The following is a 15,957-nucleotide window of genomic DNA, read 5'->3' as shown; positions in this document are numbered from 1 at the left end:
GCGCCCCCCCCCTCTTTCGTCTTGTCAAGGCGTCTTTCCAGCCTTGACAAGACGAAAGAGGGTGGGATAATTGGCGCAATCGGGGGTTGACCCCACACGCCCCCCACAACACGGAGAGGTGAACGCGAGGAAGCCGTGCGGCGCAATCCGAAGCGACTCACCCCGGTCCGTGCACCCAGCGTCCGGCACTCGTGCCAGGATGGACGACGTGACAAGGCCAGACCCTCGTAAAACCGCAGCTCTGTCCGCCGCACTCTCCGGGGCGGTGGACTTGGGCGCGCTCAAGGCGCGCGCGGACGCGGCCCGCCAGCGGCCCGCCACTCCACCTTCGGCCTCTGGCGCCCCGGCGAACGGCCCCAGCCCGTGGGTCCTCGACGTCACCGAGGCCACGTTCCAGTCCGTGGTCGAGCGCTCGATGGACATCCCGGTCGTCGTCGCGCTCTCCGCCACCTGGAGCCCGGAAGCCCAGCAGCTGGAACCGATCCTGGAGACAGCGGCCCGGAAGAGCGGCGGCGCCTGGATCCTCGCCAAGGTCGACCTCGACGCCAGCCCGCGCATCGGCCAGGCCTTCGGCGTCCAGTCCGTCCCCACGGTCGTCGCCGTGGCCGCGGGCCAGCCGATCGACGCTTTCGCGGGCCCCCTCCCGCAGGCCGAGTTCGACCAGTGGATCACCCGCCTCCTGGACGCCCTCCGCGACAAGCTCCCCGGCATCGCCGCGGCGGAAAACGGCGCAACACCGGCCGCCCCCGCGGAAGAACCCGAAGACCCCCGCTTCACCGCCGCCGAGGAAGCCTTCGAACAGGGTGACTTCGACGCCGCCGAAGCGGCCTACGAGGCGATCCTCGCCGTCGAACCAGCCAACGAGGAAGCCAAGGCCGCCCTCGTCCAGGTCCGCTTCACGGCCCGCGCCGAATCCGTCGACCAGGACGCCATCACCAAAGCGGACGCCGCCCCGGACGACCTCGACGCCCAGCTCGCCGCCGCGGACCTCCAGATCGTCAACCAGGACGTCGAAGGCGCGTTCAAGCGACTCGTCGACACCGTCCGCCGCGTCTACGGCGACGACCGCAACAAGGTCCGCGAACACCTCGTAGGCCTGTTCGAGCTCTTCCCGGCCGACGACGCCAGGGTCTCAGCGGCCCGCCGCAACCTCGCCAGCGCTCTGTTCTAACCCCCCGTGAGGGGGGCCGAAACGCGCCCCCCTCACGAGTACTTCCGCGTGCAAACACCCTTCCCGCCATCGAAGAACCCGTCCCGAAACGCCTCAACGCGCGCGAACCCGGACGGCACCACAGCCCCGTTCACATCAGCCGCGATCAAGCTCTTGTCGGCCAGCAACTCCGCCACGGCCTCGTCCAGGTCCCCGGCCGACAACCGCAGCTTCGACGTGTTCTTCGTAGTAGTCCCAGCCCAAGCCCCCGTCAGACACGCCGTCCGCAACCCAGCGGCGGGCCCGTCCAACGGATACCCGGTCGCCTTCTGGATCGACAGCGTGAACCGAGAGGCGATCTCGGCGAACGCGGCGAAGTCGCCGATCCCGCCCTTCTGCCCCTTCTTCGGCACCGCCCCGATCTTCGTCAGCTCGTCCAGGTCCAACGACACCTGATTGGTGCCAGGGCAGTACGCGGCAGGCGACGTCGGCTGCACTCCAGGGCACGTGTCCACACCCGTCTTGAACGCGGGCGGCGCGGCCCCGGTCTGCTTGTAGGCGTCCCGCAGACTGCTCTCCAACAGGTCCAGGTTGGTCCGGTCCGCGACCGCCAACTGCCCCTTGCCGTCGTCGTCCGGGCTGAACGTCTGCTGGGTGATCCGCTCCTTGATCTCGGCCTCGTCGATCCGCGCGCACCGCGCCGGATCGCCCGCGAAGCCGAACTGGAACGCCGCCACGCGGTCGAACGCGCTCCCGTGCGCCCCCTGCTTCTCCGCACTGGTCCCCGCCGCGTCGCGGATGAAGAACATGGTGGCGAGCACCTGGTTCAGCCCCGGCCCGGTGGAGATCCGGAAGTGCTTCGACTTGCCCTCGGCGATCCAGCGGAAGAAGTTGCCCGCGTAGCAGTCGGCCTGCTGCTCCTTGATGATCGTCGGCGTCGCCTGGGTGATGCCGCTCTCCGCGCCCAGCTTGTACTGCACAGCGTGGCCCGTCTCGTGGGCCAGCACGGTCACCACGGACATCGGGCCGAACGCGTCGTTGAGCATCGGGAGCAGGTCGCCGCGGTCCCAGGCGATGCTGTCGTCCAGCGAGCAGTAGAACGCGTTCGCGACGCCCGCGGTGCTGGTGCGGCAGATCTCGACGCCCTTGCCGGTCGAGTCGTAGGACACGAGCCGCTTCACCGGGTCGAACTTCCTGCCCTTGAAGTTGGCCGGCAGGGCTTGCGACCAGTACTCCTCGACGTCGGCCATCGTGTTGAGGGCCAGCCGGTCCATCTCGCCGCCGTCGCCGTTCTCCACGGGCAGGGTCGCGTCCGGCACTCCGGGTTTCGCGCCGCTCTCGCCGGTGGTGATGTCGAGGCCCGCGACCTTCGTGACGTCGGGGGTCTCGGCCTTGGGGGTGCCGCCGATGGTGGTCGCGCACCCGCCGAGCAGGCCCGCCACCGACACCGTCGCGACGAGCGCCGCTCCTCGCCATGCCCGCCGCGCCATCCCAGGGTCCCCATTCCGGTCCGCGTTTCGCCAGCGCTGCGCACCCTACTTGGTTCATCCGGGTGAGAGGTCGAGACCGAACTGTGAGCCTGCCTCACCCCTGGGGGTGATTTCTAGACTCTCGCGACTCGTTTCCTTGTCTCGTACTGGTGAGTAGGGCGAACGTCTCCGCTCACCACGCCTTCAACGCAGAGGGAGCCAGCGGTATGGCAGAGGCAGAGGACGAGTCGTCGGGGAGAACCCGGTGGTCCAGGTTCGTCGCCGTGTTCGGCATCGGCGCGATCGGCGCCGGGGCGCTGATGTTCGGCATGTCGCAGGGAGCGCTCGCGGCGTCGTTCGCGGTCTCCGGCAGCAGCTTCAAGGTGTCCGCCGACACCCTCACCGGTAAGGGTTTCGTGCAGTTCGGCGGGGTCGACGCGGGGTCGGGGGCCGCGCACGCGGTCGCGGTCAACGGGTTCAAGACGGCCACGCTCGACAAGTTCTGCCAGTCGGTGTTCGTGCCGGGCGTGCCGCTCGTCGGCGACGTCACGATGCGGATCACCGCCGCGGACGTCGGCGGCATGGCGGCGGAGAACCTGGTGGTCAACCTGACCGACCTGACCGGCGACCTGACGCTCGGCAACCCGCAGATCGGGGTCGACGCGGGCTCCCTCAACAAGGGTCCGGACGGCCTCAAGGGCCAGACCGGCGGCTTCGGCCTCCAGGCCGACACCGCCACGATCGCCGGTCTCAAGCAGACGGCGTGGAGCACCACCGCGCAGACGATCAAGTTCACCGGCATGGGCCTCACGGTCCGCCAGGGTCGTCAGGAGTGCTTCTGAACAGCGGTCCGGACGACCAGCCCCCGCGGCGGTCGTCCGGACTGCTCAGGGCGTGGCACCGGTTCCGGGACTGGCGCCGCGGCAGACCGTTCTGGGCGGGGCTGTTCGTGGCCCTGTCCGGCCTGATCATCCTCGCGCCTCCCTACGCCAACCTGAAGCTCGGCGACCTGGTCATCTCGATCAAGACGCTGGGCGGGGTGTCCGCGCTGCTCATCGGCGTGCTGCTGCTGATCTGCGCGGGCGCGCTGTGGGTCCGGCCCGCGTTCCGCTTCCCCGCGGGCGTGATCGCCGTCCTGCTGTCGCTGATCGCGCTCGTGACGACCAACCTCGGCGGCTTCCTGCTGGGCACGATCCTGGGGCTGCTGGGCGGCGCGCTGGCCGTCTCCTGGACCGACCGGCCGAAGCGGAAGGCCAAGCGCCGCAAGAAGGTCGACCCGAAGGCCACGCCGCTGGCCGCGCTGTCGCTCGTGGGGCTGGTGCTGTTCCAGCCGCCGACGTCCTCCGAGCCGCCGCCCAGCAGCGCCCCGCCGTCGTCCTCGATCCCGTCGACCACCGCGGAACCGCCGTCGAGCACCCCGCCGCCCTCCGGCGAACCGACCGATCCGTCCACGTCCACCGAACCGTCGGCCCCGCCGTCGTCCTCGGAGGAACCCGCGCCGCCACCGGAGGACCTCACGCCCCTGGTGGCGGCGAACCGGCAGTGGACCTTGAAGGCCAGCAGGCTGGAACTCGGCGGCCTGAACTTCACCGGCGTCGAGGAGGTACCGCTCGACGGCGGCCTGATCAAGGTCCTCAAGTTCACCTCGACCAGCCTGAGGATCACCAACCTGGTGCAGACCGCCGACCTCGGTGACGGGCACTCGCTCGTCACCGAGGCGGCGCCCGGCAGCGTCTCCACCATCGACTCGGGCAGGATCGAGCTGTTCACCGTGCGGCTCAAGGGGAACCTGGACATCCTCGGCCTGAAGATCCCGGTCGACTACACCGCGGCCAACCCGCCGCCGCTGAACGTCCCGTTCGCGACGTTCACCGAGGTGACCGTGCAGAACACCGACCTGCGCGGCGGGGTGCTGCGGATCCCCGGAGCGCGCATCAGCGTCACCTGATCCCGCACGCCTTGTCGCCGTCGAACACGCCGGTGCGGAAGACCTCCACCCGCTTGAACCCCGGCTCGATGCCGGACTTGCCCTTCGCGTCGCGGGTCGGGAAGTTGGCCACCAGCAGCACCTTCACCGCCTCGTCCATGTCACCGGGGGAGAGGCCGAAGCCGTCCTTCGGCGACAGCACGGTCTTGGTGTACGCGCCCGCCATGCACAGCGCGTTGCTGCCCGCCGTGGACCCCTCGGTCTGCTTCCCGGCCTGCGCCAACGCCGACAGCCCGTACCGGCTCGCCATCAGCAGGCCGGTCGCGTAGTCGCCGATCTCCTCGTGCAGCTTGGGCAGGTCGCCCTTGACGTCGATCTCCACGGACTTGTCGTCCTTGCAGAACGCCACCGGCCCCTGGTCGCCCGAGCAGTTCGGCTCGGTGTCGACCTGCGTCGACTTGGGCGGCACCCACGTCTTGCCCAGCGACGTGAGCACGCCCTGGTAGTAGTCGTTCAGGTTCGGCGTGAGCTGGACCAGCATCTCGTTGAACGGCAGGTTCCCGCCGCGGTCGCGGTCGTCGACGCTGGTGAACGACGACTGGGTGAACACCCGGTTCTGCACGGTCATCGCGCCGCAGAACTTCGTGTCCTTCTGGAAGCCGTCCTGGAACGCCGACACGCGGTCGAACGCGTTGCCGTGGGCCTGCTGGTCGGTCGGCGACGTGCCGACCGGGTCGCGGAAGGAGATCAGCGCGCCGAGCGCGGAGTCCAGCGCGTCCTGGCCGATGTCCAGCGACTTGGACTTCCCGTCGGACACCCACTTCGTGAACGAGCCCGCGAAGCAGTCCGCCATCGCCTCGGTGAGGATCGTGGGGAACTTGCCGGGGTTCGCCTTCTCGGCCTCGGGCGTGATGCCCATCCGCTTCTGCACCGCGTGGCCCATCTCGTGCGCCAGCACGATGACCACGGCGGCGTCGCCGAACTTGTCCTGGAGCACCGGGAGCAGCGCCGCGCGGTCGTAGGCGACCGCGTCCGCCGACGGGCAGTAGAACGCGTTGCCCTCGACGTCGGACGCCTTCTCGGTGCAGGGCGGCGGTTTCGCCGTCGCGTCCGCCGTGTCGACGGAGAAGATCCCGCCGGTCAGGGGCGTCCACGGCTTGCCGAACGTGGCGGGGAACGCCTCCGTCCAGAACCGGTCGATGTCGGCCAGCGCGGTGCCCGCGAGCTGGTCGATCTGGCCGCCGTCGCTGCCCCGGATCGTGCCGGTCGACGTCGTGTCGCGCGCCACGACCCGCGCCGCCTTCGGCTGGCCGCTGACCGCGACCGTGCACCCGCTGCCGACCGTCGCGACGGCTGTCACCAGCGCCGCGAGCCTGACCAGCCGTCCTGATCGGTGTCGCATCGGACCATTGTGCCCGGATCCGCGACGGGCTGGCGTCAAAGTGTTGATACCGCGATCCACGTCATGCCCGCTTGTACCCTCCGCGGCATGGCCTGGCTCCCCGCTGACTTCGTCCACCCGACCGCCGTTCCCGTGACCGAGGACCGCCACCTGCGCCCGATCAGGGCCACGGACGTGGATCTGGACTACCCGCTGGTGATGGGCGCCCGTGAGCGCCTCTGGGCCACGTACGGCGAGGCCTGGGGGTGGCCGCCCGCGACCATGACCCACGAGCAGGACCGCGTCGACCTCGCCCGCCACGAGCGCGAGGCCGACGAGCACAAGTCCTTCAACTACGCGCTGTTCAACGCCGACGAGACGGTGCTCTACGGCTGCGTCTACGTCGACCCGCCGCGGAAGGCCGGCGCGGACGCCGAGCTCTCGTGGTGGACCGTCGACGACACCGACCTCGACGCGTTCGTCCCGGCGTGGATCGCGGCGGCGTGGCCGTTCACCGCGCCGCGGCACGTGGGCCGCGACCTGACCTGGGCGGAGTGGATCGCCCTCCCGGACGCCTGACGGGCGACCCACCCCCCGGCGTCAGGACGGCACGGGCTCCAGACTGATCAGTCCGCAGCCGTAGGCCTTGGCGCGGCCGATGCCCGCGACCACGGCCTCGGTGAACGCCTCCGGGTCGGTCACGACGAGGTGGCCGTCGAACCGGACCGCCTCGACGGTGATCTTCGTGGCGGCGTTCTTGCGGCCCACCAGCGTCGGGATCGGCGACGGCTCGACGTCCGGGACGTCGCCCGCCGTGGGGATCACGAAGCCGTGCTGCTCGCCCTTGCGCATGAGCCACTCGACCTGGCGCTCCGGCTCGCGGTGCACCAGGCGCTTGCGCGACTTGGCCTCGCACCAGGTCGGGTTGGCGACGATGCGGAACGCCAGCTTCCGGCCCGGCGCCACCGTGTCGAGCACCGGCCGCAGCGGGCGCACCTCGGCGGGGGCGGTCAGGTGGCCCTCCGGCAGGACGTCCCAGTCCGGCTCCGTGCGGCTCTGGACGTACTGGACGTACCCGTCGTTCGTGCTGTCCAGGCGCCACAGCACGGCGTGGGCCTGGCGGGCGGGTGTCGCCTCCGTGATGTTGGGGAAGGCGGACATGACCGTTCGGTGCATGTCGTGGATGTTGGCGTGGTCGCGCCGGAACTCGCGCGATCGAGTGTTGATGTCCAGCTTGGTCAGGAACACGGTCATCCCGATTCGGTGTGCGGTGCTATTGCGGTTCCGAAAATGCGACGGTGATCAAGACCGAGGGCTCTACCTGCTGGTATTCCGCTCGCGCTCGGTCCTCATCACGTCGCATTCGTCGAGGTCGACCATGTAATCAGATTCCGTTCGCATTGCCCATGCGGTAACCCCGATATCGCCCTGAATGGCGTTCGACTTCACCCGGATGATGCATTGGTTAACCGCTTGAATAGAATTGGTCTAAAGGTGTTATCCGGCTATTCCGCAGTTTTGCGCATCGGGTGCGACGCAGGCGCTACCCCATCTGGCGGCAGATGTCGACATGTTCTTGGTCTCGCGGCGAGAAGTCGACAATCTGACGTTTGGTGGTACGGGACGACCGTCCATTCGCGAACACTGAGTGGACACGTCGACCTCGTGGGCGGTACGCCGTCCGGACGAGTTCCTACGAAGCGGATCCGCTGTGATGCTGACCCTCGGTCAACTGGCCCAGATCGGGCGCCTCCAGCACCTCTGCGAGGTGCTGGGGTGGAGGGTGCAGTTGAAGCGGTCGCCGGAGCCGCCGCACGACGTCGACGAGCTGGTCTACTTCTGCGAGAGCGGCCTGTGGCTGGACGTCCTGCGGGTCCGCTCCGACACCGACGCGCAGGCCGCGCGGCTCGTCCGGCAGTCCGTTGTGGAGAACCGGCCGCGGGCCGTGTGGGAAGCCGAAGGCACGTTGGGCGAAGTGCTGGACCGGCTGGCCGAGTTGCGCTAACGCGAGATCCACAAAGGACGTCGCTTTTCGGGACAACGAAAACCGGCCGTCCCCAACGGGAACGGCCGGTTTCGGTACCGAGTGCTAGATCGGGTCCTCGATCTCCACGTGCTCGTCCTCGGGAGCCAGCCACAGCACGCCCGCGGGCGGCAGTTGCAGGACGGCCGACGCCTCACGGCCGTGCCACGGGTGCGCCTCGGCCTCGACGACGCCCAGGTTGCCGACCCCGGAGCCGCCGTACACCGCGGAGTCCGTGTTCACGACCTCCTTCCACCGACCCGTGGTCGGCAGGCCGACGCGGTAGTCGTGGTGCGGCTGCCCGGAGAAGTTGGCGACGCACGCCAGCACCGAGCCGTCCTCGCCGACGCGCAGGAAGCTCAGCACGTTGCCCGCCGAGTCGTTGGCGTCGATCCACTCGAAACCCTCGGGCTTGTTGTCCGCGCTGTACAGCGCGGGCGACGCCCGGTAGACCCGGTTCAGGTCGCCGAGGAGCGTGCGGACCCCGCCGTGCAGCGGCGTGTCCAGCAGGTGCCAGTCCAGCGACTTCGACTCGGACCACTCCTCCGGCTGGCCGAACTCGCCGCCCATGAACAGCAGCTGCTTGCCGGGGTGCGCCCACATGAACGCGAGCAGCGACCGCAGACCCGCGGCCTTGTTCCAGTCGTCGCCGGGCATCCGCTGCCACAGGGAACCCTTGCCGTGCACCACTTCGTCGTGCGACAGCGGCAGCACGAAGTTCTCGCTCCACGCGTACACCAGCGAGAAGGTGATCTCGTTGTGGTGGAACGCGCGGTGGATCGGCTCGCGGCTCAGGTAGTGGAGGGTGTCGTGCATCCACCCCATGTTCCACTTGAACCCGAACCCCAGACCCCCGAGGTGGGTGGGGCGGGAGACGCCCGGCCACGCCGTCGACTCCTCGGCGATCATCATCACGCCGGGGTGGCGGCGGTAGACGGTGGCGTTCAACTCCTGGAGGAACCGCACCGCGTCCAGGTTCTCCCGGCCGCCGTACTGGTTGGGCAGCCACTGCCCTTCCTTGCGCGAGTAGTCCAGGTACAGCATCGAGGCGACCGCGTCGACCCGCAGGCCGTCGAGGTGGAACTCCTCGATCCAGTACAGGGCGTTCGCGACGAGGAAGTTGCGGACCTCGTTGCGGCCGAAGTCGAACACGAGCGTGCCCCAGTCGGGCTGCTCGCCCCGGCGGGGGTCGGCGTGCTCGTACAGCGCCGTGCCGTCGAACTTCGCGAGCGCCCAGCTGTCCTTCGGGAAGTGGGCGGGCACCCAGTCCACGATCACGCCGATGCCGCGCTGGTGCAGGCTGTCGACGAAGAAGCGGAAGTCGTCCGGGGTGCCGAAGCGGGACGTCGGCGCGTAGTACGAGGTGACCTGGTAGCCCCACGAGCCGCCGAACGGGTGCTCGGCGACCGGCAGCAGCTCCACGTGCGTGAAGCCGGTCTCGACCAGGTAGTCACCCAGCTGCTCCGCCAGTTCGCGGTAGCCCAGGCCGGGCCGCCACGAACCGAGGTGCACCTCGTAGGTGCTGACCGCGGCGTTGATCCACGTGGTGGCCTCGCGCTCGGCCTCCCACTCGGCGTCGCCCCACTCGTAGTCCGACACCGTGACCACGGACGCGGTCTGCGGCGGCACCTCGGTGCCGAACGCCATCGGGTCGGCCTTCTCGTGCCACGCGCCGTCCGCGCCCAGGATGCGGAACTTGTACTTGGTGCCGACCGGGATGCCGGGGATGAAGACCTCCCACACGCCCGACGAGCCCAGTGAGCGCATCGGGTTCGCGCGGCCGTCCCAGCCGTCGAAGTCGCCGATGACCCGCACACCGCGAGCGGTGGGGGCCCAGACGGCGAACGACGTGCCCTCGACGCGGCCGAGCGGGGTGTCGTAGCCGCGGCGGTGCGCGCCGAGCACGTCCCACAGCCGCTCGTGACGGCCCTCGCCGATCAGGTGCAGGTCCAGCTCGCCGACCGTCGGCAGCCAGCGGTACGGGTCGTCGACCGTGACGACGTCGCCGTCGTAGTCGATCTCCAACCGGTAGTCGCCGGGGTGCTCGGGGAGCTTGCCCGCGAACAGGCTGTCGGCCACCCGCGGCAGGTCGTGCTTCTCGCCGCCCGAGACGACGGCCACGGACTTGGCGCCGGGGCGCAGGGCGCGGGCCACCACGCCCTCGCCCACGTGGTGCACGCCGAGCACCGAGTGCGGGTCGTGGTGCGCTCCGGCCAGCAGCCGGTCCACGTCGCTCGGCGGCGGTGCGGCGTCGGGCAGGTCGGCCGGTTTGGCGTTCACGGTGCCGTCACGCTCCTTCTCCTGTGATCCGGGCGATCGACGACAGCGGGACCGTCAACCACTCCGGTCGGTTCGCGTGCTCGTAGGCGACCTCGTAGACCGCCTTGTCCAACTCGAAGGCCCGCAGCAGTTCGCCGTGCTGCCTCGGGTCCCCGACGGTGTCCGCCGCCGCTTCCGCGTAACCCTCGCAGAAGGCGGCGCGGTTGCGCCGCGCCCACTCCAGCGCCCGCTCGGTCAGCTGGGGGTCGTCCTCCTGCCCGACGAGGAGCTGGTGCGCGGCGTAGTCGAAGGATCGCAGCATTCCGGCCACGTCGCGCAGCGGCGACTTGAGCGCCGCCCGTTCGGCGGCGGGCGCGGCGGGCTCGCCCTCGAAGTCGATCAGCAGCCAGCCCTGCACGGTGCGCAGGACCTGACCGAGGTGCAGGTCGCCGTGCACGTGCTGGACCGGGATCGGGCCCACGTGCTCCTGGACCTTGTCGAACGCGGCGGCGATGGCGGGGGCGTACTGCCGCATCTCCGGCACCACCTGCGACATCACCGTGAGCCGGGCGTGCATGGCGCGCAGCGTGGCGTCGAGGTCGGCCTCGTCGGCCTGCTGCTGCCCGAGCGCCCGCTGGAGGTCCGCGTGCACGGTGGCCACGGCCTGGCCGAGCCGGTTCGCCTCGGCCGCGAAGTCGCCGCCCACCTGGTCGGCGTGCAGGTCCGGGTCGGCCATCAGGTCGCGCACGCTGGTGGTCGCCATCGCCCAGCCGTCCACGGCGTCCGGCAGGAACTGCTGGAGCATGCCGATGGTGACGGGCTCGCCGTTCAGCTCACCGGTGATCGAACCCAGCGGCTGCGCGATGTGCTCGCAGCCCGCGTCCCGCAGCGCCCGGTGCAGCACCAGGTCCGGGTTCGGCCCGAACGACAGCTTGCGGAACAGCTTCAGGATGTACTGGCCGCCGTAGATGATCGAGGTGTTGCTCTGCTCGGAGGTGACCGGCCTGCCGCGCAGCCCCGTCTGGAGCTCCGCGCCGGGCTCGTGCGCGAACACCAGCCCGTCGACCTCGGCGCCGTCGGCGATCAGGTCGAGCAGCCGTCCGGTCAGCTCGCCGTCGCCGGTGGCGTCGAACGACTCCGTCCGGTCGGTCGCCAGCAGCTGGTAGTTCTCGACCGGGCGGTCCTCCTGGGTGATCTCGACGACCACGTGCACCAGCAGCGGGTCCTCGCCCAGCACGGTCGTCCGGAGTGGACGGATCGACTCCACCGGCAGGTCCTTGCCCGCGAACCAGCGCTGGGAGGGCAGCTGGTCGGGCAGGTCGGCCACCAGCTTGTCGACCAGTTCTTGCGGATCGGTCACGTCGCTCACCTCGATTCGCCGTCGTCGCCCACCGTGGCCAGCTGGAACCAGTAGAAGCCGTGGCCGGGCAGCGTGAGCAGGTACGGCAGTTCACCGACCTGCGGGAAGTGGACCCCGCCGGTCAGCTCCACCGGGGTGGTGCCCCGGTGCTCGGACAGGTCAAGTTCGACGGGCTGGGGGAACCGCGACAGGTTGTTGACGCACAGGACGATGTCCTCGTGGCCGTCCGGTCGCGTCCAGCGCCGCTTGTAGGCCAGCACGCTCGGGTTCGACCCGCCGAGGTCGATGAACGTGCCCTCCGCCAACGCGTGGTGCTGCTTGCGCACCTCGATCATCCGGCGCGTCCAGTTCAGCAGCGAGGAGGCGTTGTTGAGCTGCGCCTCCACGTTGAGCGCCTGGTAGCCGTAGATCGGGTCCATGATCACCGGCAGGTAGATCCGGCCGGGGTCGCAGCTGGAGAACCCGGCGTTGCGGTCCGGCGTCCACTGCATCGGCGTGCGCACCGCGTCGCGGTCGCCCAACCAGATGTTGTCGCCCATCCCGATCTCGTCGCCGTAGTACAGGACCGGCGAACCCGGCAGCGACAGCAGCATCGCGGTGAACAGCTCCTGCTGGTTGCGGTCGTTCTCCAGCAGCGGGGCCAACCGGCGGCGGATGCCGATGTTGGCCTTCATCCGCGGATCCTTGGCGTACTCGGTGTACATGTAGTCGCGCTCTTCGTCCGTGACCATCTCGAGCGTCAACTCGTCGTGGTTGCGCAGGAAGATGCCCCACTGCGTCCCGGTCGGGATCTCCGGCGTCTGCGCCAGGATCTCCGAGATCGGGAACCGGGACTCGCGCCGCACCGCCATGAAGATCCGCGGCATCAACGGGAAGTGGAACGCCATGTGGCACTCGTCGCCGCCGACCTCCGGGTCGCCGAAGTACTCCACCACGTCCGAGGGCCACTGGTTCGCCTCGGCCAGCAGGATCCGACCGGGGTACTCGTCGTCGACGACCTTGCGGCACCGCTTGAGGAAGTCGTGCGTGCGCGGCAGGTTCTCGCAGTTGGTGCCCTCCTCCTCGAACAGGTAGGGCACCGCGTCGAGCCGGAAGCCGTCGATGCCCAGGTCCAGCCAGAACCGCAGCGTGTCCAGCATCGCCTCCTGGACGTCGTTGTTCTCGAAGTTCAGGTCCGGCTGGTGGGAGAAGAACCGGTGCCAGTAGAACTGCCCGCGCACCGGGTCGTAGGTCCAGTTCGACGTCTCGGTGTCGACGAAGATGATCCGCGCGTCGGAGTAGCGCGAGTCGTCGTCGCTCCACACGTAGTAGTCGCCGTACGGGCCGTCGGGGTCCATGCGCGACTGCTGGAACCACGGGTGCGCGTCGGAGGTGTGGTTCAGGACCAGGTCGGTGATGACCCGGATACCGCGCCGGTGGGCCTCGTCGAGCAGGTAGACGAAGTCCTCGATGTTGCCGAACTCCGGCAGCACCGCCCGGAAGTCGCTGATGTCGTAACCCCCGTCGCGCAACGGGGAGGCGTAGAACGGCGGCAGCCACAGGCAGTCGATGCCCAGCCACTCCAGGTAGTCCAGTCTGCTGGCCAGACCACGCAGGTCCCCGGTGCCGTCACCGTTCGAGTCGGTGAACGCCCGGACCAGCACCTCGTAGAACACCGCTCCCTTGAACCAGTCCGGGTTGCGCGGCGCCTGTTTCGCGTGCTGGAAGTCCTCGGCCTGGGGCTCCACGAGCAGCCCGTCAGCGGTGATCGCCTCACCGGTGTGCGGCACACCCTCCAGCCCCAGGGCTGCGTCGGGTCGGGAATCTTCCTGCATGATCTCCACCTCGTCCCACCTTCCAGCGGGTACGTCGACCATCCCCTGCGTACCTGGTGCACGCAGGGGTCCTCGGGTTCCTGATGGGTTCAGGAGAACCGGCGCTGCAGCCCCACGATGTGGGCGACCGCGCGCCACGGTTCCAGCCGGACGTAGTTCGCCTGGCCCCAGTCCCACGTCTCGCCGGTGACCTCGTCGTGCGCGATCAGCCGCTCGTGCCAGTCGAAGCCGAGCGACGGGAGATCGAGCCAGAGCGTTCCGGCCTGGGGGTCCGTCGGGTCCAAGCTCACCACAGTCACGACGGTGTCGCCGGTTGCCGGATCCTGTTTGGAGTAGGCGATGAGGGCGTCGTTGTCGATGTGGTGGAACCTGAGTGTGCGCATCTGCTGCAAAGCCGGGTGTGCCCGGCGGGCCGCGTTCAGCTTGCGCAGCCAGGGTTCCAGCGAACGGCCCTCGGTCAGGGCGCCCGCGTAGTCGCGTGGCCGCAACTGGTACTTCTCGGAGTCGAGGTATTCCTCGCTGCCGGGCTTCACGGCCTCGTGCTCGAACAGCTCGTAGCCCGAGTACACGCCCCACGTCGGCGCCATCGTGGCGGCCAGCGCCGCGCGCAGCGCGAACATGCCGGGACCGCCGTGCTGGAGCGACTCGTGGAGGATGTCCGGGGTGTTGACGAACAGGTTCGGCCTGGCCTCGTCCCAGTGCTCGACCTGCTCGGCGCCGAACTCGGTCAGCTCCTGCTTGCTCGTGCGCCAGGTGAAGTAGGTGTAGGACTGGGTGAAGCCGAGCTTCGCCAGCCCGTAGAGCCGCGCGGGCCGGGTGAACGCCTCGGCCAGGAACAGCACGTCCGGGTGCTTGTCCTTCACGGCCCAGATCAGCCACGCCCAGAAGTCCGGCGGCTTGGTGTGCGGGTTGTCGACCCGGAAGATCCGCACCCCGTGGTCGACCCAGTGCAGGACCACGCGCAGGACCTCGTGGTAGATGCCCTTGGGGTCGTTGTCGAAGTTGACCGGGTAGATGTCCTGGTACTTCTTGGGCGGGTTCTCGGCGTACGCGATCGTGCCGTCGGGCCGGGTGGTGAACCACTCCGGCGACTTGAGCACCCACGGGTGGTCCGGCGCGCACTGGAGGGCGAGGTCGAGCGCGACCTCGATGTTCAGCTCGTTCGCGCGGGCCACGAACCGGTCGAAGTCCTCGATCGTGCCGAGCTGCGGGGCGATCGCGTCGTGCCCGCCCTCGTCCGCGCCGATCGCCCACGGCGAGCCGACGTCGTCCTCGTCGGCGACCAGGGTGTTGTTGGGGCCCTTGCGGTTGACCCGGCCGACCGGGTGGATCGGCGGCAGGTAGGCGACGTCGAAGCCCATCGCGGCGACCCGGTCCAGCTCCTTGGTCGCGGTGGTGAACGTGCCGTGCACGGGGTTCCCGTGCTCGTCCCAGCCGCCGGTGGAGCGCGGGAAGAACTCGTACCAGGACCCGAACGCGGCCCGCTTCCGGTCGACCCACACCTTGTGCGTCTTGCCCTTGGTGATCAGCTCGCGCACGGGGTGCTCGGTCATGATCCGGTGCACGTCCGACGCGAGCGCGGGCGCGACCCGTTCGGACAGCGGGCGGTGCTCGTCGCGCAGCGCCGCCGCGGCGTTGGCCAGCAGCGGCCGTTCCTTGCGGCGATCGGGGCGGCGGGACACCCGGTCGAGCAGCAGCGCGCCGCTCTCCAGGTCGTTCGCCAGCTCGCCGGGCCCCTGCCCGGCGCCGATCTTCGCCTCCACGGCGTGCCGCCACGTCGCCCACGGATCACTCCAGGCGTCCACGCGGAACGACCACGAGCCCTCGTCGTCGGGGACGATCACGGCGGCGAACCGGTCCAGCCCGACACCGTGCGGAGCCATCCTGGTCTGCCGCGCGATGCGATCCTTCGGGCCACGCCAGGCAATGGTGGCCGCGACGGCGTCATGCCCCTCGCGCCACACGGTCGCTTCCACCGGGATGTGTTCTCCCGTCACGGCTTTGGCCGGATAACGGCCGCCGCTGACCTCGGGGGAAACATCATCGATGCCGAGTCGTCCACTCATCGGCTACGCCCTCTCGCCGTGTTTCGCGCGGCAGAACCGCGGGCCCGTTCAGTCTGCCTTGCTCGATGCAGCAGGTCATCACCGGGGACTACTACAAGTGCCTGTACCCAATCCGGTGGGCCCGCACACCCCGGCGAGGTCAACTCTGTGCCCGCGCGGGAGGTGTGTCCATGGCCATTCGACCTGCTGCCGTGATCATCAGGGATGGATTCGCCCGAATGCGTCGCGACGCGCCGAGCGTGGTCGGGATGAAACCTGATCTGGTTAACGTGCTGGTAACGCGGGGGTGGCGGGGTGGGGGGTGTCTTGGGGCTGGGGTGTGTCGGGTCGGGGGGTGTCTGGGGCCGGGTCGCCGGGCGGTGTTGCGGGGCTGTGTTGCGGGTCCGTCGGGGGCTGCTTGTGTGGGGTGGGTGTTGTGTTTCGGGAGGAACCCCCGGTTGCGCCAATTATCCCACCCTCTTTCGCTTTGTCAAGGCTGAAAAGACGCCTTGACAAAACGAAAGAGGGT

12 protein-coding genes are annotated in these 15,957 nt (G+C 69.4%); 5 read left to right on the top strand and 7 right to left on the bottom strand.

Features of this window, described 5'->3' with window-relative positions; translation table 11 throughout:
* Positions 1-208 precede the first annotated feature (208 nt).
* A complete protein-coding gene (locus tag ACFWW9_RS42080) occupies positions 209-1,171 on the top strand; it encodes a tetratricopeptide repeat protein (RefSeq protein WP_390388574.1) in 963 nt (320 codons plus the stop codon).
* A gap of 32 nt (positions 1,172-1,203) precedes the next feature.
* Here ACFWW9_RS42080 and ACFWW9_RS42075 read toward each other — a convergent pair whose 3' ends face one another.
* On the bottom strand, positions 1,204-2,640 hold the full coding sequence (locus ACFWW9_RS42075) for a neutral zinc metallopeptidase (protein WP_390388572.1): 1,437 nt from the start codon (positions 2,638-2,640) through the stop codon (positions 1,204-1,206).
* A 206-nt stretch (positions 2,641-2,846) separates the two neighbouring features.
* On the opposite strand from ACFWW9_RS42075, the gene ACFWW9_RS42070 reads away from it, so the two are divergent.
* Complete coding sequence (locus ACFWW9_RS42070; RefSeq protein WP_390388570.1) at positions 2,847-3,461, top strand: DUF6230 family protein; 615 nt, start codon at positions 2,847-2,849, stop codon at positions 3,459-3,461.
* A complete protein-coding gene (locus ACFWW9_RS42065; RefSeq protein WP_390388568.1) occupies positions 3,452-4,567 on the top strand; it encodes a DUF6114 domain-containing protein in 1,116 nt (371 codons plus the stop codon). The genes ACFWW9_RS42070 and ACFWW9_RS42065 overlap by 10 nt, the downstream gene beginning before the upstream one ends.
* On the opposite strand, the gene ACFWW9_RS42060 is transcribed toward ACFWW9_RS42065, so the two are convergent.
* On the bottom strand, positions 4,560-5,948 hold the full coding sequence (locus ACFWW9_RS42060) for a neutral zinc metallopeptidase (RefSeq protein ID WP_390388567.1): 1,389 nt from the start codon (positions 5,946-5,948) through the stop codon (positions 4,560-4,562). The two genes, ACFWW9_RS42065 and ACFWW9_RS42060, sit on opposite strands and share 8 nt — an antisense overlap.
* 87 nt (positions 5,949-6,035) lie before the next feature.
* On the opposite strand from ACFWW9_RS42060, the gene ACFWW9_RS42055 reads away from it, so the two are divergent.
* Positions 6,036-6,506, top strand: a complete 471-nt coding sequence (locus tag ACFWW9_RS42055) for an N-acetyltransferase (protein ID WP_390388566.1) — start codon at positions 6,036-6,038, stop codon at positions 6,504-6,506.
* Positions 6,507-6,527: 21 nt separating this feature from the next.
* Here the strand turns inward: ACFWW9_RS42055 and cas6e are convergent, their stop codons facing one another.
* Positions 6,528-7,181, bottom strand: coding sequence for a type I-E CRISPR-associated protein Cas6/Cse3/CasE (cas6e, locus tag ACFWW9_RS42050; protein WP_390388564.1), 654 nt, complete (start codon positions 7,179-7,181; stop codon positions 6,528-6,530).
* A 460-nt stretch (positions 7,182-7,641) separates the two neighbouring features.
* Between cas6e and ACFWW9_RS42045 the strand changes: the two genes are divergently transcribed.
* Positions 7,642-7,932 carry a hypothetical protein gene (locus ACFWW9_RS42045; protein WP_390388562.1) on the top strand — a complete coding sequence of 97 codons (291 nt, stop codon included), beginning with the start codon at positions 7,642-7,644 and terminating at the stop codon, positions 7,930-7,932.
* Positions 7,933-8,016: 84 nt separating this feature from the next.
* On the opposite strand, the gene glgB is transcribed toward ACFWW9_RS42045, so the two are convergent.
* The 4 genes from glgB to ACFWW9_RS42025 form a co-directional block, all read right to left on the bottom strand.
* The gene (gene glgB, locus ACFWW9_RS42040) at positions 8,017-10,230 is read right to left on the bottom strand and encodes a 1,4-alpha-glucan branching protein GlgB (protein ID WP_390388560.1); all 2,214 of its coding nucleotides are present in this window, start codon (positions 10,228-10,230) and stop codon (positions 8,017-8,019) included.
* A 7-nt stretch (positions 10,231-10,237) separates the two neighbouring features.
* Complete coding sequence (locus ACFWW9_RS42035; protein ID WP_390388558.1) at positions 10,238-11,569, bottom strand: aminoglycoside phosphotransferase; 1,332 nt, start codon at positions 11,567-11,569, stop codon at positions 10,238-10,240.
* A gap of 5 nt (positions 11,570-11,574) precedes the next feature.
* Positions 11,575-13,383, bottom strand: coding sequence for a maltose alpha-D-glucosyltransferase (gene treS / locus ACFWW9_RS42030; RefSeq protein ID WP_390388556.1), 1,809 nt, complete (start codon positions 13,381-13,383; stop codon positions 11,575-11,577).
* A gap of 89 nt (positions 13,384-13,472) precedes the next feature.
* Entirely contained in the window at positions 13,473-15,449 is a 1,977-nt protein-coding gene (locus ACFWW9_RS42025) for an alpha-1,4-glucan--maltose-1-phosphate maltosyltransferase (protein ID WP_390388554.1), read from the bottom strand.
* Positions 15,450-15,957: the final 508 nt, after the last annotated feature.

Origin of the sequence: Umezawaea sp. NPDC059074 (assembly GCF_042738955.1) — a bacterium.
Lineage (GTDB): Bacteria > Actinomycetota > Actinomycetes > Mycobacteriales > Pseudonocardiaceae > Umezawaea.
Note: the sequence above shows the minus strand (reverse complement) of the source record. Positions and strands in the feature narration are given on the sequence as shown.